Origin of the sequence: Lentzea albida (assembly GCF_900111005.1) — a bacterium.
GTDB classification, from domain to species: Bacteria; Actinomycetota; Actinomycetes; order Mycobacteriales; family Pseudonocardiaceae; genus Lentzea; species Lentzea albida.
In genome coordinates, this window is sequence record NZ_FOFV01000008.1 from 137,009 (window position 1) to 162,164 (window position 25,156).

The following is a 25,156-nucleotide window of genomic DNA, read 5'->3' on the forward strand; positions in this document are numbered from 1 at the left end:
AGTGGTCTTGGACGCGAACGCGAAGTCGGAACTCGCCCGTCTGGTGAGCGAATTGGCCGTGGTGCACGGCAAGGTGACCCTGTCGAGCGGCAAGGAAGCCGACTACTACGTCGACCTGCGGCGGGCGACGCTGCACCACGCGGCGGCCCCGTTGATCGGCAAGCTGCTGCGGCAGCTCACGTCCGACTGGGACTTCGTCGCGGTCGGCGGTCTCACGCTCGGCGCGGACCCCGTGGCCTACGCGATGATGCACTCCGCCGCGGCCGACGGTGACGTGCTCGACGCGTTCGTCGTGCGCAAGGCGAACAAGGCCCACGGCATGCAGCGGCAGATCGAGGGCATCGACGTGCGCGGTCAGCGCGTGCTCGCGGTCGAGGACACCTCCACCACGGGCGGTTCGGTGCTCACGGCCGTCACGGCGCTGCGCGAGCACGGGGCCGACGTGATCGGCGTGGCCACGGTCGTCGACCGGGGCACGGGCGCCAAGGAGGCCATCGAGGCCGAGGGCCTGCAGTACCGCTACCTGCTCGACCTGGACGACCTCGGGCTCGCCTGAGGTTTTGTCGAGAGCGCTTCGAGCCACCCCGTCCTAGTCTGGAGGACGGGGTGGTGCGAATGGCTGGAGTGCTCGCCGAAGCGGTCATGCTGCTGCACTTCGCGGTGCTGGCGTTCCTGCTCGTGGGTGGGTTCCTCGCCTGGCGGTGGCGCTGGGTGATCTACCCGCACCTCGCGCTGGGCGCCTGGGCCGTGCTGAGCGTCGTCACACCGACTGTGTGCCCGATCACGGTGTGGGAGAACGACTTCCGCGCCATGGCCGGCATGCCGGTGCTCGAGACCGGGTTCATCGACCACTACATCGACGGCGTCTGGTACCCGGAGAGCGCGTCGATGCTGGTCCAGCTGGTGCTGGGGACGATCGTGATCGTCTCGTGGATCGGCTTCTATGCTGGCCACCGTGCTGCTCGAAGGCTTTCACGCTGTTAAGCACGCGCTGCGCTTCGGCGCCGACGTGCACCCGTTGATCACCACGGATCTCGCCGCCGCGGTCAGCCTCGCCGAGACGCACGCGCCCGACCTGGTCGAGCGGTTCGGAACCGCCACCGAGGTCGACCAGAACCACTTCAAGCTGCGGGTGGGTCGCACGCACCCGACGGGCGTGGCCGGGTTCGCGGAGCAGCCCGACCTGCCGTTCGACCGGAACGCGCCGGTCGTCCTGCTCGACAACCCCCGCAACCTCGGCAACTTCGGTGCCGCCATCCGGGTGGCCGCCGGCCTCGACGCGGGGGGCGTGATCTCCACCGGTGACGTGGACCCGTGGCACCCGAACGTGCTGCGCGGATCCGCCGGACTGCACTTCGCGTTGCCCGTCGCGAGGGTCACGAACCTCGACTTCGCGGGTGAGCTCATCGCGTTCGACGCGGACGGTGACCTGCTGAAAGGCCCGATCCCGGACGACGCCGTGCTCGCGTTCGGCTCGGAACGCCACGGCATCTCCGACGAGGTGCGCGCGAAGGCGTCCCGGATCGTCCGGTTGCCCATGCGGGAGAGGGTCAGCAGTTACAACCTGACAACTTCTGTCGCCATGGGCCTGTACCACTGGGCGATTCACCGAGCTTCTTGACCGGTCAAGCACGCACCATGATCTGGTGGCGATCGCGAAACTGCTGGCGGCGCGCGCGGGCGTCGCCGAGCGCGCGGTGTACTCGAGGCACCTGCGGCGGGTCTGGGGTGTGCCGGGCACGTTGCTCGGGGCGAGGGCGTGGCCCCCGCTCTTCAAGGACAAGATCCACACGAGCTTCAACTACTGGTGGCAGGCGCACCTGCTGGACTGCCTGGTCGACGGCTACCTGCGCTCGCCCAACGAGCTGCGCAAGGCCGCGATCACCAAGGTCGTGCGCGGCATCCGGGTCCGCAACGTCCTGGGCTGGACCAACGACTTCTACGACGACGTCGCCTGGCTCGGCCTCGCCCTGCAACGCGCCCAGAACGACGTCGGCATCGCGAAGCCCAAGGCGCTGAACGCGATCGCGGAACGGTTGCGCGACGGCTGGACCGACCACGCCGGCGGCGGCATCTGGTGGAAGCGGGGCGACGACTTCAAGAACGTCCCCGCGAACGGCCCGGCCGCGATCTTCCTGGCCCGCCAGAACGAACGGACCGACCTCGCGCGCGCACGGTCCATCGTGGACTGGGTCGAGGAGCACCTCATCGACCCCGGCAGCGGTCTCGCGTGGGACGGCCTGCACGTCCACCCCAACGGTGAGATCCGCGAGTACGAGAAGAACATCTACACGTACTGCCAAGGGGTTCTCATCGGCGCGTGCGTCGAGCTCGCGAAGCACGGCCAGCAGGACAAGTGGCTCGACAAGGCCGCGCGCACGATCACGGCCGTGCACGACGACCTCGCCACCAACGGCGTGATCAAGGGCCAGGGCGGCGGCGACGGAGGCCTGTTCGCCGGGATCCTGACCCGCTACCTCGCCCAGGCCGCGCTGGTCATCCCGGACCTCGACCCCACCAGGGCCGTGACGGCGGACCTCGCCAGAGAACTCGTGGTGCAGTCGGCGGAGGCCGCGTGGACGAACCGGGTGATGGCCGTCAGCGGACCGCTCTTCGGTCCGGAGTGGACGGTTCCGGCCGACGAGGGCGAGGGCCGCGACCTGTCCGTCCAGCTCGGTGGCTGGATGTGCCTGGAGGCGGCCGCCCTGCTCGAACGGAACGGGCTCGACGTCTCTACTGCCTGAGCCAGCCCAGCAGCGTCTTCGCGTCCTCGCGGAACCGCTCCGGCGAGTCGTCGAGGACGAACTCCAGCAGCACGTTGCGGTCGATGCCGTCGCGCCCCAGCTCCGTCAGCACCGGCTTCCACAGGTCGCGGCGCCCGGCGAGCGGGAGACGGTCCTGGAAGCCACCGGGACCCCACGAGAAGACGTGGGCCGTCACCGGTTCCACCGTGCGCACCTCGTGCACGGCGGAGAACACGTCCTGACCGCCGACGGGCTGCCAGTACGACACCACGCCGTCGACCTCGTCGAGCAGTTGCACCGTCGAGTCGAGCGTGTCCGTCAGCGTGTTCTGGTGGTACTCCAGGGCGATCTTCGTGCCCATCGCCTCGGCGTGTTCGACGGCGTGCTGCAACGCCTCGACGACCGGCGCGCGGTCGGGGCACTCCTCCGAGCCGGTCCTGCCCGCCCAGACCCGCACGTACGGCGCGTCCAGTTCGGCCGCCGTCTCCAGGACCGGTGCCAGCTCCGCCCGGTCGGACACGCCCGCGCGGTAGTACGACCCGTACGCGGCCACCTTCAGCCCCGTGTCCAGCGCCTTGCGCGCCGCGGCGAAGTCGCCGGGCGGCACGTGCACGTCGCCGCCCCACTCGACGGCCTGCAGCCCGCACTCCGTCGCGAGCTCACCGATCTCGGAGACCGTGAGCTGCCGGAACGTCACCGAGACGAGCCCGGGGATCAGCATCCGCAGGACTGCCGGTGCATCAGGGAGGGCGCGAGCCGGATCGTCTCCGGGGGCCTCTCCGGGTCGGCGATGCGGGAGAGCAGCAGTTTCACCGCGGTCCGTCCGATCTCCTCGACGGGCTGGGCCAGGGTCGTGAGCGGCGGTTCGATCAACGTCGCCCACTCGACCTCGTCGTAGGCGACGACCGCGAGGTCCGTGCCGAGCTTGAGGCCGCGGGCGCGCATCTCGTGCAGCATGCCGACGGTGACGAGATGGTCCGCGGCGACGACGGCCGTGGCCGGGTCCTCCTGGTCGAGCAGCGGCGCGAGCCAGCCGCTCTGCGAGACCAGCGCCTCGTCCCACTTCAGGCCCGCGCGGCCGAGACCGAGGCGGTAGCCGAGGATCCGCTCCTCGGTCGTCGCCACGCCCGCCTTGCCGCAGACGATGCCGATCCGCCGGTGACCCAGTTCCGCGAGGTGCCTGACCAGCCCGGACGTGGCCTGGACGTTCTCCGGCCCGACCTGGTCGATGTCCTTCGCGACGGTCAGCCGGTCGACCAGCACCGTCGGGATGTTGAGCCTCTTGAGCTCCGGCAGCACGAGGCTCCCGCCGCCGGCCGAGGGTGTGAGCAGCAACCCGTCGACTCTTCGCGACCGCAGCATTCGAACGGCGGCCTGCTCGGACTCGGGGGTGTCCCTCGTGTCGATCAGCACGAGCGAGTAGCCGCTTCGGGTCGCTTCCGACTCGATGGCGGCGATCAGCTCGGCGAAATACGGGTGCGAGACCAGTGACACGGCCAGGCCCAGCGACTTCGTGCCGCCCATGACCAGCGAACGCGCGATGGCGTCCCCCGTGTACCCGGTCTCGTCGATCGCCTTCTGGACGCGCTCGCGCGTGTCCCCTGCGACCGGCCTCGTCTCGTTGATCACGTGTGACACCGTGGTGATGGAGACCCCCGCGAGAGCCGCGACATCCCGCATGGTGACCATGACCAGGGACCATACCCGTTTGGAGGAAGCCCAGATGGCAGCCGTGCTGTGTGTCGGGCTCACAACTCTCGACGTGACCCAACGGGTGAGCGACTTCCCGGAGCCCGGCCAGAAGGTCCGTTCGCTGGGCGCGGCCCTGTCGCCCGGTGGTCCCGCCGCCAACGCGGCCCGCGCCGTCGCCGCATTGGGTGGAAAGGCTGCGTTGCTCACCGCCCTGGGCGCCGACGCACTGGGTGATTTCGTGCGTGATTCCTTGGACCCGGTCCAAGTGACCGCCGTTGCGGGGACGACGCCCGTGAGCATGGTCGTCGTCAGAGACGCTGATGGGGAGCGCACGGTCGTGTCCCGCAACGCTTCGGTCCCGGTGATCGCGCCCGATTTGACCGGACTTCTCGCCGCCGCGGACGTCGTGCTCTTGGACGGACACCACGAAGGCCTGGCCTTGCCCGTGGCCCAACGCGCAAAAGCTCTGGGATTGCCTGTGGTGCTCGACGCCGGGAGCTGGAAACCTGTCCTCGATCACCTGTTGCCGCTGGTGGACGTGGCCGCCTGCTCTTCCGGGTTCGAGCGGTCCGAGGCCGAGGTGCACTCCTACGGGGTGCCGCTGGTCATTCGCACGCACGGTGCGAAGCCGGTCACCTGGTCGCGGAACGGCTCGACCGGCGAGTTGCCCGTGCCCGCGGCGGAGGTGGTGGACACGAACGGTGCCGGTGACGTCTGGCACGGCGCGTACGCCTACGCGCTGGCGTCAGGGGCGGACCCGGTGCGATCCATCGGCTTCGCGACGGAGGCGGCCGCCGTTCGCGTCGGTGCGGTCGGGGACTGGGTTGAGGAGCTGGCGCGGTGGCAGGACAGCAGGTCAGGTTCGACGAGCTGCTAGAGCGGGCTCGGGTGCTCACCGATCAGGGTGAGCGCAAGATTCTCGGCATCGGCGGCGCGCCCGGTTCCGGCAAGTCGACACTCGCGCGGCGGCTCGTCGAGGCGCTCGACGGCCAGGCCGTGCTCGTCGAGATGGACGGGTTCCACCTCGCGCAGAGCGAGCTCGAACGGCTGCGGCTGGTCGAACGCAAGGGCGCGCCCGACACGTTCGACATCCCCGGCTACGTCGACCTGCTCGGCCGCATCAAGGCGTGCGGGCCGGACATGATCTACGCGCCGCAGTTCCGCCGCGAGATCGAGGAACCGATCGCGTGCGCCGTGCCGGTGCACCCGGACGTCCCGCTCGTCATCACCGAGGGCAACTACCTGCTGCTCAACTACGACAAGTGGAAGCGCGTCCGGATCATCCTCGACGAGGCGTGGTTCCTGTTCATCGACGAGGACGTGCGCGTGCAACGCCTGATCGACCGCCATCTGCGGTACGGGCGCACGTTGTCCGAGGCGGAGGAGCGGGTGCTGCACGGCACCGACCACGTCAACGCGTTGATGGTGAACTCGTCGAAGGGCGCCGCCGACCTGCTGATCACCGAGGTCCTCTAGGCGTGCTGGGCGACCTGCTGCGGCGCCACCGGCTCGCCGCCGGGCTCACCCAGGAGGCGCTGGCCGAGAAGGCCGGGCTGAGCGGTCAGGCCGTCGGTGCCCTCGAACGGGGCGACCGCCGCCATCCCCACCGCGAGACGGTGCTCAGGCTCGCCGACGCCCTCGGGCTGGACGCGGACGACCGCGCGGAGTTCGCCGCGGCCGCCGCCCGCACGCCCCGGCCCCGCTGCGAGGCGTCCGCCCCGGTCCGGCAGCTCCCCGCCGCGCCCGTGCGGTTCGCCGGGCGGGAGGCCGAGGTCGCCGAGCTGGCGGACCTGCTCGCACGGTCCGGCACGGTGGTCGTCGCGGGCATGGCCGGCGTCGGCAAGACCTCGCTCGCGTTGCACGTCGCCCATCTGGTGGCGGAGCACTTCCCCGACGGGCAGCTGTACCTGGACCTGCGTGGGAGCCTGCCGCCGGAGGACGCGCTGGGGCAGTTGTTGCGCGCGTTGGACCGGCCCGACCACGGCGGCACGCTCGCCGAGACCTCCGCGCGGCTGCGGTCGGCGCTCGCCGGGCGGCGGGTGCTGCTCGTGCTCGACGACGCGGCGACGGCCGCCCAGGTCCAGCCGTTGCTGCCCGGCACCGTCGGCTGCGCGGCGGTCGTGACGAGCCGCCGGGCCATGGACACCCTGCCGCAGGCCCACCACCTGCGGCTCGACGTGCTGCCCGAACGCGAGGCGCTCGACCTGCTCGCGGCCTACGCGGGACCGGAACGGACCGCCGACGCCTCGGCCGCCGAGCAGGTCGTGGAGCTGTGCGGCCGGCTGCCGCTCGCCGTCCACCTCGCCGGCGCCCGGCTCGCGTCCCGGCCCGCCTGGCCGATCGCCCACCTCGCGCGGCGCCTGGCCGTGCGCAGGCTCGACGAGCTGGACCGCGACGACGCGGGCGTCCGGGCGAGCTTCGCCGTGTCCGTCGACCAGCTCGACCCGGACGACCGGACGGCGTTCGCGCTGTTCGGCGTCTTCGAGGACGTCTCGCTGCCAGTCGCCGCCCGCCTGCTCGACGCGGACTCCCTCTCCGCCGAACTGGTCCTCGAACGGCTGGCCGACCTGCACCTGCTGCAGGCCACGACTCCCGGCCGCTACCGCATGCACGACCTCGTCCGCACCTACGCGCGCGAGCAGCCGGCGGATTCCGAAGCCCTGGGCAGGGTCGCCGACCTGTTCGTCGCGGTGGCCTGGCGGTCGGTGGCGCTGGCCGTGCCGCACAGCCTGCGCGGGCTCTGGGCCGACCCGGCGTGGGCCGCGGGCGCGCCGGAGTTCACCACGGCCGCGGCGGCGTTCGCGTGGCTCGACGAGCACCGCCCGCACCTCGCCGACCTCTGCCGGACGCCGGGTGTGCCGGCCGAAGCGCTGGTCAGGCTCGCGATCGGGCTGTTCCCGTACTACCTGAGCCGCGACCACCGCGCGGACTGGGCCGAGGTGTGCGGGCTGGCGCTGCCCGCGGCGAGCGACCCGGCGGCGCGGGCGATCGTCGAGATGGACCTCGGCGTGGCGCTGCGCGACGCGGGCCACCTGCGCCGCGCGCTCGACGCGTTCCGGGAGCTGGGCGACACCAACGGCGTGGCGGTCTGCCTCACGAACCTCAGCGAGGTGCTGGAGGCGGTCGAGATCGGCGAGGAGAGCCTCGTCCTGGCCCGCGAGCTGGAGCTGAGGTGCGTCGAGGCAGCGGTCCTGGAACAGCTCGGCAGCGCCTACGGCAAGACGGGCGACCACGCGCGTGAGCTGCGCTGTTACCTCGACAGCCTGCGGCTGAGCACTCTCGAAGGCGACGACCGGGCGTGCGCGGGCGTGCTGCACCGGATCGGCGCGCTGCACCGGCGGTCCGGCCGGACCGAGGACGCCGAGACGGCGCTGGCGCGGAGCCTCGACCTGTTCCGCGAGGGCGGCGACCCGGTGGGTGAGGTGGCGTGCCTGGAGGAACTGGGGCTCGTGCACCTGCTGCGCCGCGACCGCGCGGCGGCGGCCGAGACGTTGCGGCGCGGGCTCCACATCGCCGAACGCCACGGCGACCTCCGGCGGCAGGCGAGCCTGCGGCAGCACCTCGCGAAATGTGGAGGTGCTTCGTAGAGGTTGTCGCTGTTGGGGCCCGTACGTTCTCGCCACGATCGACGACATGAACAACTTCTCGAAGAAACTCCTGGCGGGTGCGATCGCCGCCGTGTCCGTCCTGGTCGCCACGCCCGCCGCCTCGGCCGCAGCCCGTGACGGCAGGTGTGACTCCGGCGAGTTCTGCCTGTACTGGGGGCCCGACAGTTTCGGATCGCTGTCCGACTTCACGACCTCGATCGACACGTACGGCACCTCGCAGCCGACGTGCTACGAGTACAGGACCGCAGGTCAGCCCGGTTTCCAGGACTGCGTCAAGAACAACGCGATGTCAGCGTGCAACAAGCGGTCCAGGGCCGTGCGCGTGTACTTCAACAGCTACCACGAGGGCGCGTACGACACGATCCCCGCCGGTCGCTGCCAGAACCTCGTCAACACCGAGAACGAGAACGCGTCGCACCTGTTCCTGTGAGGGCCCGTCAGCCGGCCTGGGGGTGGCTGACGTGCTCCAGGTCCTCGCTGGTCTCGTCGATCGGCTTCGCCATCTCCTGGCGGTAGCGCCAGATGCCCCAGCCGGTGCCGCCCAGGAAGAAGGCGATGCTGACGACGATCGCGGCGGTCTCGAGCCAGGGGAGCTGTTGCAGGATGCCGGCGCCGTAGTAACCGGCCAGCACCAGCGTCGGGACCCACGCGATGGCGCCGATGGTCGTGGCGAGCGTGAACTTCCGGAGGTCCATCCGGGCCGCGCCCGCGATCATCGGTGCCAGCGTGCGGATCCACGGGATCCAGCGCGCGAGCACCACGGCCCAGAACCCGCGGCGGTCGAGGAACTCGCCCGCGCGTTGCAGGTTCTGCTTGTTCAGCACCTTGCCGCCCTTGCGGGCGAGCACGCGCGTGCCGGTGCCGCGGCCGATGAAGTACCCGACCTGGTTGCCGACGACGGCGACGACCAGGGCCGCGAGCGACAGCAGCCACGCCGACAGCTCGCTGTTGTGCGTCGCGAGAACCACTCCGGCCGCGAACAGCAGCGAGTCGCCGGGCAGGAACAGCCCGAAGATGAAAGCGCACTCGACGAAGATGAAGCTCAGCACGATGACCCAGACGGCCACCGGACCCGCGGTCTCCAGCGAGGCGAATGCGTGCGCCACGGTGAACCAGCCTACGTCGTGATGTGCCGGCGGCACGGCGACATCGGGTTGACGGGCGGGCGAAATCTGCGTTGAGCACGCTGAGTCACCTCGTGACCACCTCTCCGCTCGGATTGACCATCGAGTCAACCAGGCGTTTCCGGCTAGCGTGGCGGGTATGGAGACCTTGCTCGCCGAACTCCGCGCCGCACTGGGTGACTCGGGCGTCCTGACCGACACGGACGTCACCGCGAGCTACCAACGCGACATGATGCCGTTGGCGCCGCACGGCAGTCCGTTGGCGGTGGTGTTCCCCCTGAACACCGAGCAGGTCCAGGCGGTGGTGCGGGCTTGCGCGAGTCACCGCGTCCCGATCGTCCCGCGGGGAGCGGGCAGCGGCCTGTCCGGCGCCGCGAACGCGATCGAGGGCTGCGTCGTCCTCGTCACGACCAAGATGAACGCGATCGTCGAGATCGACGCGGACAACCGCCTCGCCGTCGTCGAGCCCGGTGTGGTCAACCTCGACCTGCGCGGTGCCGTCGAGAAGGACGGCCTCTTCTACCCGCCGGATCCGAGCAGCTACGACTGGTGCACGATCGGCGGCAACCTCTCCACCAACGCGGGCGGCCTGTGCTGCGTGAAGTACGGCGTGACCACCGACTCGGTGCTCGGGCTGGAGGTCGTGCTGGCCGACGGCGAGGTGCTGCGGACGGGTCGCCGCACCGTCAAGGGCGTCGCGGGCTACGACCTCACGAAGCTCTTCATCGGCTCCGAGGGCACCCTCGGCGTGATCACCAAGGCGACGCTGGCGTTGCGTCCGCTGCCGCAGGCCCCGGCCACGCTGGTCGCCGCCTTCAGCACCACGGCGCTGGCGGGTGCCGCGGTCAGCCGGATCGTCCGCGAGGGCCTGGTGCCTTCGTTGATGGAGATCATGGACCGGGTCTCCATCGAGGCCGCGGAGACGTACCTGAAGACCGAGCTCGGCGCCGGGCCCGGCTGCGCGGCGCTGCTGATCTGCCAGTCCGATGCCGGTGGCGAGCAGGCGCGCGCCGAACTGGCCAAGATCGAGGAGATCTGCCTGGAGGCGGACCTCGTCTACTCGACGACCGACGTCAACGAGGGCCGTGACCTGCTGACGGCGCGCAGGGCCGTGCTCACCGCGTTGGAGATCTACGGCTCGTGGCTGACCGACGACGTGTGCGTGCCCCGCACCCGCATCGCCGAGCTCATCCAGGGCTGCGAGGACATCTCCAAGGAGGTCGGCCTCAAGATCGCCGTCGTAGGCCACGCGGGCGACGGCAACATGCACCCGACGATCGTCTACGACCCCGCCGACGCCGACCAGTTCGCGCGCGCCCAGAAGGCGTTCGACGACATCCTCGCGGTGGGCCTCGCGCTGGGCGGCACGGTGACCGGCGAGCACGGCATCGGCAAGATCAAGCGGGAGTGGCTGGAGAAGGAGATCGGGCCGGTCGGTCTCCGGGTGCACCGCGACATCAAGCGCGCGCTGGACCCGGAGAACCTGTTCAACCCCGGTTCGATGTTCAGCCTCTAGTGGCGTGGCACAGAACGTTGGCGGCGCATCCGCGCTCAGCAGGATCCGTCGCGGCACCGCCCCCACGCCCCCGTACAACCAGTACGAGGACGTGGGGGCGGCACCCCGACACACCCGTCTGAACACGAATACACCGGCAACGTTCTGAGCCACACCACTAGCAACAGGTCCGCTGGACGGTGGGGAACGGCTCCTGTGCGGCCTTCTCCACGTCCGCCAGCATCGTCCGCCGTTCCGCCGGCCCGAGGACCTTCCCCCTGGCCAGCACGGTGTGGACGTGTCGCGTGTTGCGGATGTCGTCGAGCGGGTCGCCGTCGAGCACGACGAGGTTCGCGGCGTCCCCCGGCCGCACGGTGGCGTCGCGGGTGGCGGCCTTCAGCACCGCCTTCGGGGACAGGCCTGCCTCGACCAGCAGCTCCAGCTCGTCGTGCACGGAGAAACCGGAGAACGAGTACGGGTTGCCCGCGTCCGTGCCGGCGAGGACCTCGACGCCGTGCTCGTGCATCTCCGCGACCTGGTCCTGGCGGCGGCGGAAGAACTCGGCCTGCTGCCGGATCTCCTGCTGCGTCACCGGAGCCCAGTTCTTCAGCTGGTCGCGCCACAGGTCGCGGTAGAAGGACGGCATGTACTTCATCCGCGGGTCGTTCGCGAACCGGTCCGCGGGGCTGGAGTAGACCCGCATCGCGACCATCGTCGGGCACAGCGCGGAGTTGTTGCGCCGCAGCCGGTTCGCGAGTCTGACGGCCTTGGACCGGCTGTGCGTGAGGGCGGCCTGCCGTTCGAACTCCAGCACCTGCTGGAACCACGCGAACGAGTTCGCCGGGTCGAGCGGAAGGTCCGCGATCGCTTGGCGCAGTTGGGTTTCCCGCGTGCTGGTGGCGAGCGACAGGCCGTACATGTGCTCGAAGGTCTTCTGCCCCAGGTCACTCGCGTCGCCCAGCGGCACGTGGTTCGAGCAGTGCCCGGCGAACGTGATGGCCTGCCTCGTGCACTCGTCCGCGATGGCCGTGAGCGTGGGGAGGTCGAGGTACGAGTAGACCTTCACGAAGTCCGCGCCCTGCGCCTTCGCGTCCCGCACGGCCTGCCTGCCCTCGTCGGGCGTGCTGACGACCAACGCGCCGGGCAACGTCGAGTGCGGGCCGTCGATGATCGCGCTGCCGACGACCAGCTCCGGTCCGAGCACCTCGCCGCGCGCAATCCGCCCGCGCAGCTCGTAGATCGGCGGGAAGCCCCACATCTCGCGGATGCCCGTGACGCCGTTGACCAGGCACAGCGGCAACGTGATCCGGTCGAGGAACGCGCCGTGCACGTGCATGTCCCACAGGCCCGGGATGACGAACCTGCCTTCCAGCACCGTGGAGCCGCGCGGCAGCGGCAGGTCGCGCCCGATCGCCAGGATCCGGTTGTCCGCCAGCACGATGGTCGTGTTCAGCCGGACACCGGACGAGTCGATGAGAGTCGCGCCGCGCAACGCCGTGACGCGCGGGGAGGCGCCGGCTTCACGTGGGAGCAGGCCGGCCGCCGCACCGAGTCCTGCCAGCCATCCCAGTACTTCACGTCGAGTGGTGGTCATGCCGATCAACCAACACCTTGACGTTGCTGGAGACTCAAATCCTTTCGAGCACCTCGCGCGCGTCCGACGCCCACAGCGGGCTGGCGCACAACTCGACGAGGTCCGGCACCAGCGCCGCGCGGTGTTCGGGTTCCAGCTTCTCGGCCACGTACGCGAGCGCGGCCGAGACCTGCCACACGTCAGGGCTCCTCAGGGCCTGGCGCAGCAGGGCGATGCGGTCCTCGGTCCTGTGCATCGTCAGCGGGACATGGCCTTCAGCAGCGAGTGCCGCGCGTCGTCGTGCCCGAGTTCCCACATGAACGTGCCGAGCAGGCCGCGTGCCCTGGCGAAGTCCGCGCGGATGCCGATCGACCGCGGGTTCTCGTACGACACGAACTTCTTCTCGGCCGCGTTGTAGAGCCACGGCGACTGCGCGACCGGGTGCCAGTACTCCTTCCAGCCGGGAGAAGCCTTGAGCTTCATCGCCTCCTCGTACCCGTCGACCCAGAACGTGCTGTCGTAGGGCTGGTAGAGCCCGTGCTGAGGCCCTTCGCTCTGCACGGTGAAGCCACGCCCGTAGAACGGCGTGCCGAGCACCATCTTCCGCGGCGGGACCCCGTGCCGCTGGTAGTAGTCGATGGCGCCGACGACGTTGTTCCACCTGCGGTCGGCGGCCGGCATCGGGTCGTTCGCGACCTCGCGGAACCCGGCGTTGAAGGTGGCCACGGGCGAGAACCCGGTGCCCAGGTCGTAGGTCATGACGTTGATGAAGTCCATGATCCGCGACAGCTCGCGCAACTCGAACGACTTCGCCGGGTCGTACGGGCCGTCGGTCTGCAACCGGCCGGCCGGCAGCGCGGCGGTGACGAGCTTCTTCGCGCCCAGCGCCCTGCGGAAGTCCTTGGTCAGCAACGTCATGTTGCGCCGGTCCTCTGGCCGGTCCGTGATCTCGGTGGGACCGCCGTAGACCGGGAACTCCCAGTCGATGTCGATGCCGTCGAACGTGCCGTCGCGGAAGAAGAGGTCCTGGCAGGACTGGACGAGCGTGGCGCGGGAGGCCGGGGTCAGCGCGGCGTCGGAGAACCCGCCCGCGCCCCAGCCGCCCAGCGAGATCAGCGCTTTGAGTTGTGGCTTGCGCTTCTTGAGGCCGCGGATGTCCTGGAAGTCCTTGGCCGCGGTGGGGGCCGTCATCGTGCACTTGCCGTTCTCGATGGTGGAGAAGGCGTAGAACAGGTGGGTGATCGGCGTGTCCGACGGGATGGCCGAGATGGGCTTCGAGGCGCTGTACCAGTTGCCGTAGTACGCGCCGACGATCCTCTTGGGCGAGGCGTCGGCCGTGCTGATGCCAACCGAGGCGGAAAGCGCGGCCAGGACGACCGCCAATCCCTTGCGGAGCAACGACATCACGGACCTCCAGTGGTCTGGACCACTAGCAAACCTAGGGGCGGTCGGAGGTCTGCCGCAAGGCCGTCGGCGAACACGCGTCCAAGGATGCGCGAAGGCCCGCCCGCTGGAGCGGACGGGCCTTCGGAGTTCGTGCGGTGTCAGCGCTCGACGCGCGGGATGATCTGCGTCGAGTCGTCCTGGAGCTGCGCGTCCATGACCTGGGTGATGTCGTCCGCCTCTTCCTGCAGGAGCGACTTCTTCTCCTTGCGCGCCTTGATCACCTCGATGATGATCGGCACGATCGACAGGAAGACGATGGCGAGCAGCGTGATCTCGAGGTTGTCCTTGATGAAGGACACCTGGCCGAGGAAGTAGCCGAGGATCGTCAGGCCCGCCGCCCACGCGACGCCGCCGATCGCGGAGTACGTGAAGTACTTCTTCGGGTCCATCCGGCCCACGCCGGCCATCGCCGTGATGAACGTGCGGACGATCGGCACGAACCGGGCGAGCACGATGGCGCGGGCGCCGTACTTGTCGAAGAACTCCTGCGTCTTGTCGACGTACTCCTTCTTGAAGATCTTCGACTCCGGCTTGCTGAACAGCGCCGGGCCGGCCTTCTTGCCGATGTAGTAGCCGACGACGTTGCCGACGAAGGCGCAGATCGTCAGGAGCACGCAGACGAGCCAGAGCGGGGTGTCGATGGTGCCCGCGGCGACGAAGAGACCCGCTGTGAACAGCAGGGAGTCGCCCGGCAGGAAGAAACCGACGAGGAGCCCGCACTCCGCGAAGATGATGAGGCACAACCCGATGAGCATGTACGGGCCGAGCCCGTTCAGCAGAACGGTGGGGTCCAGCCAGTCAGGGCCCAATGCAATCGTCACGGCGACAACGGTACAGGTCAGCTCAGGGTGATCACTGCGGCCACCGTGCCCGCTGCCAGGCCCAACAGCAGGGCGAGGCCCAGCACCCACCACGCGGACATGGGTGCGGGGGCCTCGTCAGCGATTGGGACAGGTGCGACAAATCCGGCATTCGTGCTGGTCGCCTGCGCGCGCAGGGCGTCGGTCACCAGTCGCTCCGGATCGTCCGCCATCCACCTAGTCCTTGACCCACTCGCCCCTGACCATCACGTCCCTCGGCTTCAATTCTGCATCGAGGACGACGAGGTCCGCAGCGAGCCCGGCCTCCAGCTTGCCCGTGTCGAGGCCGAGGAGCTCGGCGCCGCGGGTCGAGGCGGCGTGCGCGGCCTCCACGAGGGTCAGGCCGCACGAGTTCACGGCGTTGCGGAACGCCATGTCCATCGTGAGCGTGCTGCCGGCGAGGGAGGCGCCGCCGGCCAACGTCGGCACCCCGTCGACGACGCGCACCTCGAGGCCGCCGATGTCGTAGACGCCGTCGCCGACGCTCGCCGCCGCGATGGCGTCGGTGATGAGGACCGTGCGCTTCAGGCCCGCGTGACGGGCCGCGAGGCGGACGGCGGTCGGGTGCAGGTGGACCAGGTCGCAGATCAGTTCGACGGTGACGCGTTCGTCGTCCAGCAGCGCGCCGATCGGACCCGGCTCGCGGTGGTGCAGCGGGCGCATGCCGTTGAACAGGTGCGTCGCCACCGACGCGCCCGCGTCGACGGCGGGGCGGACCTGGGCCTCGGTGGCGTCGGTGTGGCCGATGGCGGCGATGACGTTGTTGTCCACGAGCTGGCGCACGGCGTGCACGGCGCCTTCGAGCTCGGGCGCGAGGGTGATCATGCGGACGGTGCCCTTGCCCGCGTCGAGCAGCTTCGTCACCGAGGTCTGCTCCGGCGGGCACAGGATCGCCGGGTCGTGCGCGCCGCAGCGGGCGGCCGACAGGAACGGGCCCTCCAGGTGGATGCCCGCGACGACGCCCTCCTGGACCAGCTCGGCCAGCGCGGAGACCTGGTCGGCCAGTTCCGGCACGGGACGCGTGACCAGCGACGCCAGCACCGTCGTGGTGCCGTGCCTGCGGTGCGCGGCCGCCGCCTTGCGGACCTTCTCGGGGTCGGGACTGGTGAACGCGGCACCGCCACCGCCGTGGCAGTGGATGTCGACGAACCCCGGCACGATCGTGCCGCCGGCGACGTCGGTCGTCGGGCCGTCGGGCGCGGCGCCCTCACCGACCGCGGCGATCCGCCCGTCCCGGACGCTCACCCACCCGTTCTCGAGCACCCCTCCCGGCGTGACGACCCGACCACCGGTCAGGGTCACGTCGACTGGTCCACCCCACGTGCTCATCACGCCTCCAGCGTGTCGATGGCCAGCAGCGCCGCGCCGAGGAAGCCCGCCTCGTCGCCGAGCGCCGCGAGCCGAAGCTCCGGTCGGCGCTGGAAGGCGATCAGGCCGTCCAGCCTTTCCCTCAGGGGCTCCACCAGCAGATCTCCTGCGAGTGCGAGCCCACCGCCGAGGACGACGGCCTCCGGACCGAGCAGCGTCGCCAGCACCAGGATCCCCCTGGCGAGCGCGTCCACGGCCTCGTGCCACACGGCGACTGCGTCCTGCTCCCCGTCGGCGACCCTGCGTGCGACCTCGGCGGCGCCGTTGACGGGGGTGCCGGTACGTGCGGTGTAACGGCGGGCGATCGCCGCGGAGGACGCCACCGTCTCCACGCAGCCGATCTGGCCACAGGCGCAGGGCACGCCGTGGCCGACGTCCACGTGGCCGATCTCGCCCGCGTAGCCCCCGCCGCCGTAGATCTTCCCGTCCAGCAGCAGCGCGCCGGCGATCCCGGTGCCGATGGGCATGATCACCGCGTTGCGCAGGTCCCTGGCGGCACCCATGCGGCATTCGGCCAGGCCCGCGGCGCGCACGTCGTGCCCGAACGCGACCGGGAGCCCCAGGCGTTCGGTCATGACCTCGCTGAACGGGAACCGGTTCCACGGCAGGTTGGTCGTGTACACGCCGACGCCGTTGGTCTCGTCCACGATGCCCGGCGCCACGATCCCCACGGCGTCGATCTCGTGCTCGGAGGCGTTGGCGAGCTCCTCGACGAGCTCGCCGATGACGGCGAGGAGGGGTTCCAGCTCGCCGGGCGTCGCCCTGCGCGCGTGCTTCTCCGCCGCGACGGACTCCCGCGTTCCGGAGACCAGCGCCGCCTTGGTTTCGGTGCCACCGATGTCAACGGCGACCACGTGTCTGCGTGCCACGGGATCTGATCCTGCGGCATGGGGGCCCTATTGGTCTATACCAAGTACCGATTTGGGCGGGTGGTCTTACGAGCTGAAACCGCACGGAACGGTCAAAACGGCGCCGACAGGGGAAATGGGAAAGTTGCCTCACTACTCGGACGGCCGGTCCGGTGGCCTCACGAGGACGTGCTCGACCACCACCCGGCACGTCGGGTGGTGGTCTCCGCTGGGTGCGGCAGGGCCCGTTCAGCCCGCCATGATCTTCTGCAACGCGTCGAGCGCACGGGACGCCGTCGACTTCACGGTGCCCTTCGAGATACCGGTGGCCTCGGCGATCTCGGCCTCCGACAGGTCGCCGTAGTAGCGCAGCACGAGCACCTCGCGCTGGCGCGGCGGCAGCTGCTGCAACGCCTTCACGACGGCCTGGTGCTCCGCCGTCAGCATGGCGAGCGACTCGGCCGAGCGCGCGTTCGCGACGTGCGGGGGCGTGTAGTCGCGGGCCGTCTTGCGCCGGCGCAGCACGCTGCGGGAACCGTTGACCACGGCCGTGCGGAGGTACCCGACGGCCGCCTGGGCGTCGCGGAGGCCCTTCCAGTTGCGGTGCAGGCCGGTGAACGCCTCCTGGACCACGTCCTCGGCGGTCGCGGGCTCGTCCACGAGCAGCAGCGCGAGCCTGATGAGGCGCATGCGGTGCTGCTTGTACAGGTCTTCGAGCGTGAGCGGCCCTGTGGGAGGTCCTGCGACGCCGTCCTTGATTCGCAGGTTGGTCAGGGTGTCCTGCACGGTGCGCGGGGTTTCTTCGCCAACCACGATGTAGGACGGTACCGGTCAGCTTCACTACGGTGGAGGCATGGCCCGTTTTGCAGTCGAATTGGTGTTCGGTCCGGACCGTGAGAAGCGTCTCGCAGTACGCCCCGAGCACCGCGAGTACATCGCGTCCCTCGTCGAGAAGGGCGTGATCCTGGCCTCGGGACCGTACGCCGACGACGCCGGCGCGTTGATCATCTACGAGGCGGCGGACGAGGCGGCGGTGAAGGAGATCATCGCCGCCGACCCGTACACGCCCGCCGGCGTGGCCGAGTGGACCATCCGCGAGTGGAATGCGCTGATGGGCCCCTGGGTCACCGGCTAGCGGCCTGTCCGCCCGGCCCGACCAGGCCCGACGTGTCGCTCGCGGCCATCTGCCTGTCGGCGTCGGCCACCTCCTCGACCGACTGGCGGTCCACGACGAACGGCGTGAACGCGCGGAAGTACTTCAGAGCGCCGACCCAGCCGGGGACGTGGACCGCCCTCGCCCGCTTCTCGATGCCCTTCACCACGGCCCTGCCGACGTCGCGGACCGGGTACTTCTTGCCGGCGAGGCCCGGCATGCCCTTGCGCAGCTTGCCGAAGACCGGGTGCTCGTCGGCGCTGTTGACCATGTCCGTGGAGATCCACGAGAAGTACGCCGTGCCGACGTCCACGCCCAGGTGCCTGACCTCGGCCCGCAGGCTGTCAGCAAACGCTTCGCAGCCCGCCTTGGCCGCCGAGTAGGCCGCGTTGCCGGGGATGTGCACGATCGCGGCCAGCGACGACACGACCAGGCAGTAGCCGCGGGTCTTGATCAGGTGCGGCAGCGCCGTGCGGACCGTGCGCCACACACCGAGCAGATTCACCTCGATGACCCGTTCGAACGCCTTGGGGTCCATCGAGCGCACGAACCCGGTGGCCGCGATGCCCGCGTTCGCCACCACCACGTCGATGCCGCCGAAGTGCTCGGCGACCTCGGTCATGACCCGGTCGAGCACGTCCCAGTCGGTGACGTCGGCTTCCCACGCCTTGCCGCCGGTCTCCCGCGCGACCTCTTCGAGCTGGGCTTTCTCGAGCCCGACGAGTGCGAGACGAGCCCCGCGCCCGGCCAGTTGCCTCGCCACCTCGGCGCCGATGCCCCTGGCCGCGCCGGTGATCAGTACCACCTTGCCCGTGACGTCCATGCCCGTCACGGTAACGCAACCTACTCCCGGTAAGCTACTGGCAAGTTAAATTGCACTAAGGCGATCCACCTCGGCCTGGGTCAGTTCGAGGGTCAGCAGTGGCGTCAGGTCGCTGAGCTGCTCCAACGTGCGCGCGGACGCGATCGGCGCGGCCACCGTGGGTTGCTGGGCGAGCCACGCCAGGGCGACCGCCGCGACCGTGGTCTCGTGCGTCTCGGCCAGTTCGTCGAGCACCTCCAGCACCTGCAGGCCGTGCTCGTCGAGGTACTGCGAGGCCGCTCCCGCCCGCACGCTCTCGACCGCGACGCCCGGCCGGTACTTGCCGGTCAGGAAGCCCCTCGCGAGGCCCCAGTACGGCACGGTGGCGAGGCCGTGCCCGGCCACGACCTGCTGCAGGTCGCCCTCGAACTCGTCGCGGCTGACCAGGTTGTACTCGGGCTGCAGCGCCACGAACTTCGCGAAGCCCTCGCGCTCCTGGACCTCGAGCGCCTTCGCGAGCCGTTCGGCGGAGAAGTTGGAGGCGGCGACGTAGCGGACCTTGCCGTCGCGGACCAGCTGGTCGTAGGCCGCGAGCGTCTCCTCGAGCGGCGTGGCCGGGTCGTCCAGGTGGTTGTAGTAGAGGTCGATGTGGTCGACACCGAGCCGCTTGAGCGAACGCTCGGCGCTGGTCAGGATCGTGTCGCGCTTCTGGTTCTTGAACCCGGCGAGCATGCCGACCTTCGTCGCCACCACGACGTCGTCGCGGCGGCCGCGCCCGGCCAGCCACCTGCCGATGATCGTCTCCGACTCGCCGCCGGAGTTGCCCTCCGCCCACGCCGAGTACGCGTCGGCGGTGTCGACGAAGTTCCCGCCCGCCTCCACGTACGCGTCGAGCACGGCGAACGACTGCTCCTCGTCGGCGGTCCAGCCGAAGACGTTGCCACCCAAACAGAGGCGTGAGATTTCGAGGTCCGTGGTGCTCAAGATCGGCATACTGCGAAGGTAGTCCGCCGCGACGATTGGGGTTCGCATGCTGGGAACGTTCGGAGTCTGGGGCTCGCACTACGAGTGGGCGCCGAAGCTCGGTGAGATCGCGGAGCTCGAAGCCCTCGGCTACAGCGCCTTCTGGATCGGCGCCTCGCCGGACATCGCCCTGGTCGAGCAGGCGTTGAACGCCACCGAGTCGATCACCATCGCCACCGGCATCACCAACGTCTGGCAGACCGAGCCCGAGGCCGTCTCCGCCGAGTTCCACCGGTTGGCGAGCGACAGGTTCCTGCTCGGCGTCGGCATCGGCCACCGGCAGCTCGACCAGGCCTACGAGAAGCCGTACGCCAAGCTCGTGGGCTACCTCGACCGCCTCGACGTGCCGACCGACCGGCTCGTGCTGGCCGCGCTCGGCCCGAAGGTGCTGCAGCTCTCCGCGGACCGGACCGCCGGCGCCCACCCGTACCTCGTGCCGGTCGAGCACACCGCCGAAGCGCGCAAGGTGCTCGGGGACAAGCTCCTGGCGCCCGAGGTCACGGTGGTCGTCGAGGAGGACCCGGACGCTGCGCGGGCCATCGCCCGTGAGCAGCTGGCGCTCTACTTCACGCTCACGAACTACGTGAACAACTGGCGCCGGTACGGGTTCTCCGAGGAGGACGTGAAGGGTTCGGACCGGCTCATCGACGCGCTGGTCGCGCACGGCAGCCCGGACCAGGTGGCCGCGAAGCTGCAGGCGCACGTCGACGCGGGTGCCGACCACGTGGCCGTCCAGTCTCTGAACGGCCACTACGCGGAACTGGCCGGAGCCCTGGGGCTCAGGCGCTGATCTCGACGCCCTTCCAGAACGCCACGCGGCCCTTGATCTCCGCCGCCGCTTCCTTCGGCTCGGCGTAGTACCAGGCCGCGTTGGTGTTCTCGGACCCGTCGACCTGCAACGAGAAGTAGTTCGCGTCGCCCTTCCACGGGCAGTGGGAGGTGTGGTCGGTGGGCTTGAGGACATCCGGGTCGACGGACTCCAGGGGGAAGTAGTGGTTGCCCTCGACGACGACCGTGTCGTCGCTCGAGGCGATGATCTTGCCGTTCCACTTCGCGGTTGCCATGTCTTCCAGTGTGCCCTTACCGGCGAGTAGTGCAGATCGGCTGGTCAGCTCGTACTTGATCGATCCTCCTGTGAGGGCGGCCACTGTTACGGCCCCGTGACACCGGCTCGTAGGATGCGGGGCGACACCCGTTCAGGGCGCCTGAGGAGGACCACCGATGCCCATCGCAACTCCCGAGGTCTACGCGGAGATGCTGGACCGGGCCAAGGCGAACGAGTTCGCCTACCCCGCCATCAACGTCACGTCGTCGGAGACGCTCAACGCGGCTCTGCGCGGCTTCGCCGAGGCTGAGAGCGACGGCATCATCCAGGTCTCGACCGGCGGTGCCGAGTTCGCCTCGGGCACCAAGGTCAAGGACATGGTGACCGGTGCCGTGGCGCTCGCGGAGTACGCGCACGTCGTCGCCGCGAAGTACCCGGTGAACATCGCGCTGCACACCGACCACTGCCCGAAGGACAAGCTCGAGGGCTACGTGCGTCCGCTGATCGCGATCAGCCAGGAGCGCGTCGACAAGGGCGGCAACCCGCTCTTCCAGTCGCACATGTGGGACGGCTCCGCCGTGCCGCTGGAGGAGAACCTCCAGATCGCGTCCGAGCTGCTCGACCTCTCGGCCAAGGCGAAGCTCGTCCTCGAGATCGAGGTCGGCGTCGTCGGCGGCGAGGAGGACGGCGTCGACAACGAGATCAACGACAAGCTCTACACGACGCCCGAGGACTACCTGAAGACCGTCGAGGCCCTCGGTGCCGGCGAGAAGGGCCGTTACCTGCTCGCCGCGACCTTCGGCAACGTGCACGGCGTCTACAAGCCGGGCAACGTCAAGCTGCGCCCGGAGATCCTCAAGCAGGGCCAGGACGTCGTGGCGGAGAAGCTCGGCCTCCCGGCCGGCTCGAAGCCGTTCGACCTGGTCTTCCACGGCGGCTCCGGCTCGCTGCTCGAGGAGATCCACGAGGCCGTGTCGTACGGCGTCATCAAGATGAACATCGACACGGACACGCAGTACGCGTTCACCCGTCCGATCGCCGCGCACATGTTCGCGAACTACGACGGTGTGCTGAAGATCGACGGCGAGGTCGGCAACAAGAAGGCCTACGACCCGCGCAGCTACCTCAAGGCCGCGGAGCAGGCCATGGCCGCCCGCATCGCCTCGGCGTGCGAGCACCTCAAGTCGTCGGGCCGCATGATCGCGGGCTGACACGTTTCGCGAGGAAGGCCCCCGGTCTCGCGCCGGGGGCCTTTCGCTTTGTCAGCGGAACGCCTCGACGTGGCGGGCGACCCAGTCGGCGAACGTGCGCGGGGCGCGGCCGAGGACCTTCTCGACGTCCGGGCTCACCACCACCTCGTCGGGCGTGGGCGCCCCCAGGATGTCCAGGGTGTCGTCGGCGAGCTCGCCCGGCATGAGCTGCTCCAGGCCCGCCTTCGCCTCGGCGCGGGTGAGCTCGTGGAACCGCACGGGTTCGCCGAGCGCGTCCGCGATCGCCTCCGCCTGCTGCCGTGGCGTGATCACCTCCGGCCCGGTGAGCTCCAGGACGCCGTTCCTGTCGCTGAGCAGGGCGGTGGCCGCGACCTCGGCGATATCCGCCGGGTCGATGACCGGCACCCCGGTGTCGCCGAACGGTGCGGCGACGGTCCGCTGGGCGCGGACCGACTCGGCCCACCACAGCGCGTTGGACGCGAACCCGCCGGGCCGCAGGACGGCCCAGTCGAGGCCGGACTCGCGCAGCACGTCCTCCAGTGCGCGCAGCTCGACCCGCGTCGTGCCGAACGGCCTGGTCCGCACACCCAGCGACGACAGCAGCACCACCCGGCCCACCCCGTGCGCGACGGCCCGTTCGACCAGCTGGACGGGACTGGCCCCGACGGCGTGCAGGTCTCCGGACAGCAGCAGGAACAACGCCTTCGCGCCCTTCAGGTCCAGGCTGTGCGGATCGGAGAGGTCCGCCACCTGGTGCCGCACGCCGTCCGGCACCTCCGCCGCGTGCCGGGACACGGCCACCACCTGCTCGCCGGCCTCCGCCAACGCCCTGGTCAGCGGCCTGCCGACGTTCCCGGTCGCACCGGTTACCACGATCATGTCCAGCTCCTTCGTCGATGTGGGCACGACGCTAGGAACCGGGCTTACATTTCGTAAGGACGTACCTCTGGGTAAGCTCCGGACATGGCGGTCGGAGCTCAGTTCACGCGCCCCGAGAACAACGGGCGCTATGACGTGTTTCACACCAACTGCCCCGCGCGCGAGATGGTCGACCACGTCACCAGCCGCTGGGGCATCTGGGTGCTGATCTCGTTGCAGACCAACGACCTGAGGTTCTTCGAGCTGCGCGACGGCATCCAGGGCATCAGCGAGAAGATGCTGTCCCAGACGTTGCGCGGCCTCGTCGACGACGGCCTGATCTGGCGCAGGGTGGAGCCGACGACCCCGCCCCAGGTCACCTACGGGTTGACCGAGTTCGGGCGGGACGTCGGCGAGCCGCTGGCCGACCTGTTCGGCCGGATCACGACGCGGCTGGCAGCCCGGCTCGAGGCGTGACGCCGGCGAGGCGGCGGTGGACCAGCAGGTCCCCGGCCGTCCACAGCACCGCCAGCAGCACGGCCGTGACCGCCGCCGACGAGAACGAGATCGGCGGCCCCCACAGGTACTCCTGCTGGAACCAGATCCCGACGTACCCGACCGTCGTGACGGCCGCCGACCCCAGCACCGCCTTGGCGGGCGTCGGCATGTCGACGGCGTGCGCCGCGTCGATCGCGAGCCCGACCAGCACCAGGAACAGCGGCACCGCGGACTTCGGGAAGTCGATCCCGGCCAGCAAGGGCCAGATCAGGCAGCGGTAGGCGACATATCCGCCGACGACCGCCGTGGCCGCCCACTTCTTGTCGATCGTCCTGCGCGCGATGACGAGCACGATCGCCGCTGCGACCAGTCCCCACACGGGGTAGACCCAGTCCGCGATGGGCAGGGCGAAGTTCACGACCGCCTCCCGCCCGACCGGGACGCCGAGCTGGTCGGCCGCGAACTGCAACAGGATCGGCTCGGCCTCGGGCCGTCCGCTGTCGTACGCCTGCAACGCGCGCACGCCGTACTCCTGGTGCTGGTTGGGGAACCAGACGTTCTCCAGGAAGAAGAACCACAGCGCCGCAAGCCCCAGCGTCCTGCCCCTGCCTTCGGGGTAGTTCTTCATCCACCCGCGGATCGCGCCGGCCAGCATCACGGCCGTACCGAGGTACAGCAGCGCGTGCGACCCGCTCCAACTGGTGATGTCGAGTCCGTTGACCCGGTGGTTGATGACGTCGATCGGCAGCGCGATCAGAAAGATCCCCGACCCGACCTGCATCAACCGGATCGTCGGCTTGTCGCCGCCGTACCCGGTGAACGTGTGGAACAACGTCAGCCCGACCACGATCACCGTGCCGACCGTGTTGATCAGATGCGGCGGCGCGAGGTCGTCGCGCAACCACTTGAAGTGCCACGAGACGTCCCACGACGACCCGATCAGTTTCAGCAGCAGACCGACGAGCCACCACTGGTAGAGCCGCTTCGTGAGCGCCGCCGGTGTCTCCCTGCCCGGCGCGCCCCGCTCCCAGTAGAGGTCCCGGAACTGCCTTGCCCCCTGAATCATCCGAACATCATGAGCGCGCCTCGGGTGTCCAGGTAGGGAGAACGTCCCTGGTTTTACCCTGATGTTTCCAATTCGTGCGCACGATGGAGTGAACGACGTTGAAGTTGTCGTGCCGCTCACGGCAAGGTGCACGGCCATGAGCTCCGACGCGAACGACGGCTACAAGGCGACCACGAAGCAGCGCATCATCGCCGGCGTGCTCGTCACCGTGCTGATGCTGGCCGTTGTGGTCTCCGTCATGAGGATGTTCGTCTAGCTCGGTTCGTCACATGCGGCACGATGGGTCGCATGGTTGAGAACCTCCTCGGGCCCGAGCCGACCCGTCTTCCCGAACGCCCTGAGGCGCAGGCCGCCGCTGACGGCGGGACCGACCCCGCCAAGATCGTGCGCGCCTACCCGGACTTCTCCGAGGCCTGGGCCCTGCTCGCCGAGCGCGCGCTGCACGCCGGGGACCCTGTCGCTGCCTATGCGTATGCGCGCACCGGGTACCACCGGGGGTTGGACCAGTTGCGGCGGGCCGGGTGGAAGGGGTTCGGGCCCGTTCCCTGGGATCACCGGCCGAATCAGGGGTTTTTGAGGGCTCTTGGGGCGTTGGCTCGGGCTGCTCGGGAGATCGGGGAGGACGAGGAGTGGTCGCGGTGTTCTACGTTCCTCGCTGACTCGGACCCGAAGGCGCCTGCTGCGCTTGGGCTGGTCTGATCGCCCTTTTTTCGGGTGGTTGTTCTGCGTGCGGCCTGTTTCT

General features: G+C 69.8%; 30 protein-coding genes. 14 read left to right on the plus strand and 16 right to left on the minus strand.

What is annotated here, in order from left to right; genetic code table 11:
* The first annotated feature begins 1 nt into the window (after nucleotide 1).
* From pyrE to BMY74_RS21175, 4 genes are read left to right on the plus strand one after another with little or no spacing between them, the layout of a single operon-like run.
* Entirely contained in the window at nucleotides 2-556 is a 555-nt protein-coding gene (gene pyrE, locus BMY74_RS21160; RefSeq protein ID WP_089918588.1) for an orotate phosphoribosyltransferase, read from the plus strand.
* A 59-nt stretch (nucleotides 557-615) separates the two neighbouring features.
* The gene (locus tag BMY74_RS21165) at nucleotides 616-984 is read left to right on the plus strand and encodes a DUF2784 domain-containing protein (protein WP_089918590.1); all 369 of its coding nucleotides are present in this window, start codon (nucleotides 616-618) and stop codon (nucleotides 982-984) included.
* Nucleotides 944-1,621, plus strand: a complete 678-nt coding sequence (locus BMY74_RS21170) for a TrmH family RNA methyltransferase (RefSeq protein WP_089918592.1) — start codon at nucleotides 944-946, stop codon at nucleotides 1,619-1,621. The genes BMY74_RS21165 and BMY74_RS21170 overlap by 41 nt, the downstream gene beginning before the upstream one ends.
* A gap of 25 nt (nucleotides 1,622-1,646) precedes the next feature.
* Nucleotides 1,647-2,744 (plus strand): glycoside hydrolase family 76 protein, encoded by a 1,098-nt coding sequence (locus tag BMY74_RS21175; protein WP_089918593.1) that lies wholly within the window; start codon nucleotides 1,647-1,649, stop codon nucleotides 2,742-2,744.
* On the opposite strand, the gene BMY74_RS21180 is transcribed toward BMY74_RS21175, so the two are convergent.
* Nucleotides 2,734-3,465 (minus strand): sugar phosphate isomerase/epimerase family protein, encoded by a 732-nt coding sequence (locus BMY74_RS21180; protein ID WP_089918595.1) that lies wholly within the window; start codon nucleotides 3,463-3,465, stop codon nucleotides 2,734-2,736. The genes BMY74_RS21175 and BMY74_RS21180 overlap by 11 nt on opposite strands.
* A complete protein-coding gene (locus BMY74_RS21185) occupies nucleotides 3,459-4,433 on the minus strand; it encodes a LacI family DNA-binding transcriptional regulator (protein ID WP_089918598.1) in 975 nt (324 codons plus the stop codon). The genes BMY74_RS21180 and BMY74_RS21185 overlap by 7 nt, the downstream gene beginning before the upstream one ends.
* Before the next feature lie 34 nt (nucleotides 4,434-4,467).
* On the opposite strand from BMY74_RS21185, the gene BMY74_RS21190 reads away from it, so the two are divergent.
* Genes BMY74_RS21190 through BMY74_RS21205 form a run of 4 tightly spaced genes read left to right on the plus strand, consistent with a single transcriptional unit; the run spans nucleotide 4,468 to nucleotide 8,474 of the window.
* Entirely contained in the window at nucleotides 4,468-5,313 is an 846-nt protein-coding gene (locus BMY74_RS21190) for a PfkB family carbohydrate kinase (RefSeq protein WP_089919080.1), read from the plus strand.
* The gene (locus BMY74_RS21195; RefSeq protein ID WP_089918601.1) at nucleotides 5,277-5,912 is read left to right on the plus strand and encodes a nucleoside/nucleotide kinase family protein; all 636 of its coding nucleotides are present in this window, start codon (nucleotides 5,277-5,279) and stop codon (nucleotides 5,910-5,912) included. Before BMY74_RS21190 ends, BMY74_RS21195 begins: the two co-directional genes overlap by 37 nt.
* Nucleotides 5,913-5,914: 2 nt before the next feature.
* Nucleotides 5,915-8,023 (plus strand): ATP-binding protein, encoded by a 2,109-nt coding sequence (locus tag BMY74_RS21200; RefSeq protein ID WP_089918604.1) that lies wholly within the window; start codon nucleotides 5,915-5,917, stop codon nucleotides 8,021-8,023.
* A gap of 46 nt (nucleotides 8,024-8,069) precedes the next feature.
* The gene (locus BMY74_RS21205; RefSeq protein WP_089918606.1) at nucleotides 8,070-8,474 is read left to right on the plus strand and encodes a peptidase inhibitor family I36 protein; all 405 of its coding nucleotides are present in this window, start codon (nucleotides 8,070-8,072) and stop codon (nucleotides 8,472-8,474) included.
* Nucleotides 8,475-8,481: 7 nt separating this feature from the next.
* Here BMY74_RS21205 and BMY74_RS21210 read toward each other — a convergent pair whose 3' ends face one another.
* Complete coding sequence (locus BMY74_RS21210; protein ID WP_089918609.1) at nucleotides 8,482-9,150, minus strand: DedA family protein; 669 nt, start codon at nucleotides 9,148-9,150, stop codon at nucleotides 8,482-8,484.
* A 157-nt stretch (nucleotides 9,151-9,307) separates the two neighbouring features.
* Here BMY74_RS21210 and BMY74_RS21215 point away from each other — a divergent pair, with 157 nt between their 5' ends.
* Entirely contained in the window at nucleotides 9,308-10,684 is a 1,377-nt protein-coding gene (locus BMY74_RS21215) for an FAD-binding oxidoreductase (protein ID WP_089918612.1), read from the plus strand.
* 157 nt (nucleotides 10,685-10,841) lie between these two features.
* Here the strand turns inward: BMY74_RS21215 and BMY74_RS21220 are convergent, their stop codons facing one another.
* The 8 genes from BMY74_RS21220 to BMY74_RS21255 all read right to left on the minus strand — a co-directional run bounded on the left by BMY74_RS21220 (nucleotide 10,842) and on the right by BMY74_RS21255 (nucleotide 17,571).
* Nucleotides 10,842-12,257, minus strand: coding sequence for an amidohydrolase family protein (locus tag BMY74_RS21220; protein WP_143091653.1), 1,416 nt, complete (start codon nucleotides 12,255-12,257; stop codon nucleotides 10,842-10,844).
* Between the two features lie 34 nt (nucleotides 12,258-12,291).
* The gene (locus BMY74_RS21225) at nucleotides 12,292-12,492 is read right to left on the minus strand and encodes a hypothetical protein (RefSeq protein ID WP_089918618.1); all 201 of its coding nucleotides are present in this window, start codon (nucleotides 12,490-12,492) and stop codon (nucleotides 12,292-12,294) included.
* A 2-nt stretch (nucleotides 12,493-12,494) separates the two neighbouring features.
* A complete protein-coding gene (locus BMY74_RS21230) occupies nucleotides 12,495-13,640 on the minus strand; it encodes a glycoside hydrolase family 18 protein (protein ID WP_218159694.1) in 1,146 nt (381 codons plus the stop codon).
* Between the two features lie 140 nt (nucleotides 13,641-13,780).
* Nucleotides 13,781-14,497 (minus strand): DedA family protein, encoded by a 717-nt coding sequence (locus tag BMY74_RS21235; RefSeq protein WP_245786296.1) that lies wholly within the window; start codon nucleotides 14,495-14,497, stop codon nucleotides 13,781-13,783.
* Nucleotides 14,498-14,520: 23 nt separating this feature from the next.
* A complete protein-coding gene (locus BMY74_RS21240) occupies nucleotides 14,521-14,715 on the minus strand; it encodes a hypothetical protein (RefSeq protein ID WP_089918620.1) in 195 nt (64 codons plus the stop codon).
* A 4-nt stretch (nucleotides 14,716-14,719) separates the two neighbouring features.
* Nucleotides 14,720-15,871 carry an N-acetylglucosamine-6-phosphate deacetylase gene (gene nagA, locus BMY74_RS21245; RefSeq protein ID WP_089918622.1) on the minus strand — a complete coding sequence of 384 codons (1,152 nt, stop codon included), beginning with the start codon at nucleotides 15,869-15,871 and terminating at the stop codon, nucleotides 14,720-14,722.
* Complete coding sequence (locus BMY74_RS21250; protein ID WP_245786271.1) at nucleotides 15,871-16,779, minus strand: ROK family protein; 909 nt, start codon at nucleotides 16,777-16,779, stop codon at nucleotides 15,871-15,873. Before BMY74_RS21250 ends, nagA begins: the two co-directional genes overlap by 1 nt.
* A 228-nt stretch (nucleotides 16,780-17,007) precedes the next feature.
* Nucleotides 17,008-17,571: a SigE family RNA polymerase sigma factor gene (locus BMY74_RS21255; protein ID WP_030465839.1), complete on the minus strand. Its 564-nt coding sequence runs from the start codon at nucleotides 17,569-17,571 to the stop codon at nucleotides 17,008-17,010.
* 40 nt (nucleotides 17,572-17,611) lie between these two features.
* On the opposite strand from BMY74_RS21255, the gene BMY74_RS21260 reads away from it, so the two are divergent.
* Nucleotides 17,612-17,893: a YciI family protein gene (locus tag BMY74_RS21260; protein ID WP_089918628.1), complete on the plus strand. Its 282-nt coding sequence runs from the start codon at nucleotides 17,612-17,614 to the stop codon at nucleotides 17,891-17,893.
* Here BMY74_RS21260 and BMY74_RS21265 read toward each other — a convergent pair.
* Together BMY74_RS21265 and BMY74_RS21270 are read right to left on the minus strand one after the other, a co-directional pair.
* A complete protein-coding gene (locus tag BMY74_RS21265; protein ID WP_089919084.1) occupies nucleotides 17,883-18,734 on the minus strand; it encodes an SDR family oxidoreductase in 852 nt (283 codons plus the stop codon). The genes BMY74_RS21260 and BMY74_RS21265 overlap by 11 nt on opposite strands.
* 45 nt (nucleotides 18,735-18,779) lie before the next feature.
* A complete protein-coding gene (locus BMY74_RS21270; RefSeq protein ID WP_089918630.1) occupies nucleotides 18,780-19,706 on the minus strand; it encodes an aldo/keto reductase in 927 nt (308 codons plus the stop codon).
* 37 nt (nucleotides 19,707-19,743) lie between these two features.
* Here BMY74_RS21270 and BMY74_RS21275 point away from each other — a divergent pair, with 37 nt between their 5' ends.
* Entirely contained in the window at nucleotides 19,744-20,526 is a 783-nt protein-coding gene (locus BMY74_RS21275) for a TIGR03620 family F420-dependent LLM class oxidoreductase (protein WP_089918632.1), read from the plus strand.
* Here BMY74_RS21275 and BMY74_RS21280 read toward each other — a convergent pair.
* Entirely contained in the window at nucleotides 20,516-20,800 is a 285-nt protein-coding gene (locus BMY74_RS21280) for a DUF427 domain-containing protein (RefSeq protein ID WP_089918634.1), read from the minus strand. The genes BMY74_RS21275 and BMY74_RS21280 overlap by 11 nt on opposite strands.
* Before the next feature lie 157 nt (nucleotides 20,801-20,957).
* Between BMY74_RS21280 and fbaA the strand changes: the two genes are divergently transcribed.
* The gene (gene fbaA, locus BMY74_RS21285) at nucleotides 20,958-21,992 is read left to right on the plus strand and encodes a class II fructose-bisphosphate aldolase (RefSeq protein ID WP_089918636.1); all 1,035 of its coding nucleotides are present in this window, start codon (nucleotides 20,958-20,960) and stop codon (nucleotides 21,990-21,992) included.
* A gap of 51 nt (nucleotides 21,993-22,043) precedes the next feature.
* Here the strand turns inward: fbaA and BMY74_RS21290 are convergent, their stop codons facing one another.
* Complete coding sequence (locus BMY74_RS21290) at nucleotides 22,044-22,871, minus strand: SDR family oxidoreductase (RefSeq protein ID WP_089919087.1); 828 nt, start codon at nucleotides 22,869-22,871, stop codon at nucleotides 22,044-22,046.
* 84 nt (nucleotides 22,872-22,955) lie between these two features.
* On the opposite strand from BMY74_RS21290, the gene BMY74_RS21295 reads away from it, so the two are divergent.
* Entirely contained in the window at nucleotides 22,956-23,327 is a 372-nt protein-coding gene (locus tag BMY74_RS21295) for a winged helix-turn-helix transcriptional regulator (RefSeq protein WP_089918638.1), read from the plus strand.
* Here BMY74_RS21295 and BMY74_RS21300 read toward each other — a convergent pair.
* On the minus strand, nucleotides 23,293-24,414 hold the full coding sequence (locus BMY74_RS21300) for a hypothetical protein (protein WP_089918640.1): 1,122 nt from the start codon (nucleotides 24,412-24,414) through the stop codon (nucleotides 23,293-23,295). The genes BMY74_RS21295 and BMY74_RS21300 overlap by 35 nt on opposite strands.
* Before the next feature lie 288 nt (nucleotides 24,415-24,702).
* Between BMY74_RS21300 and BMY74_RS21305 the strand changes: the two genes are divergently transcribed.
* The gene (locus BMY74_RS21305) at nucleotides 24,703-25,113 is read left to right on the plus strand and encodes a DUF3151 domain-containing protein (RefSeq protein ID WP_089918642.1); all 411 of its coding nucleotides are present in this window, start codon (nucleotides 24,703-24,705) and stop codon (nucleotides 25,111-25,113) included.
* Nucleotides 25,114-25,156 lie beyond the last annotated feature (43 nt).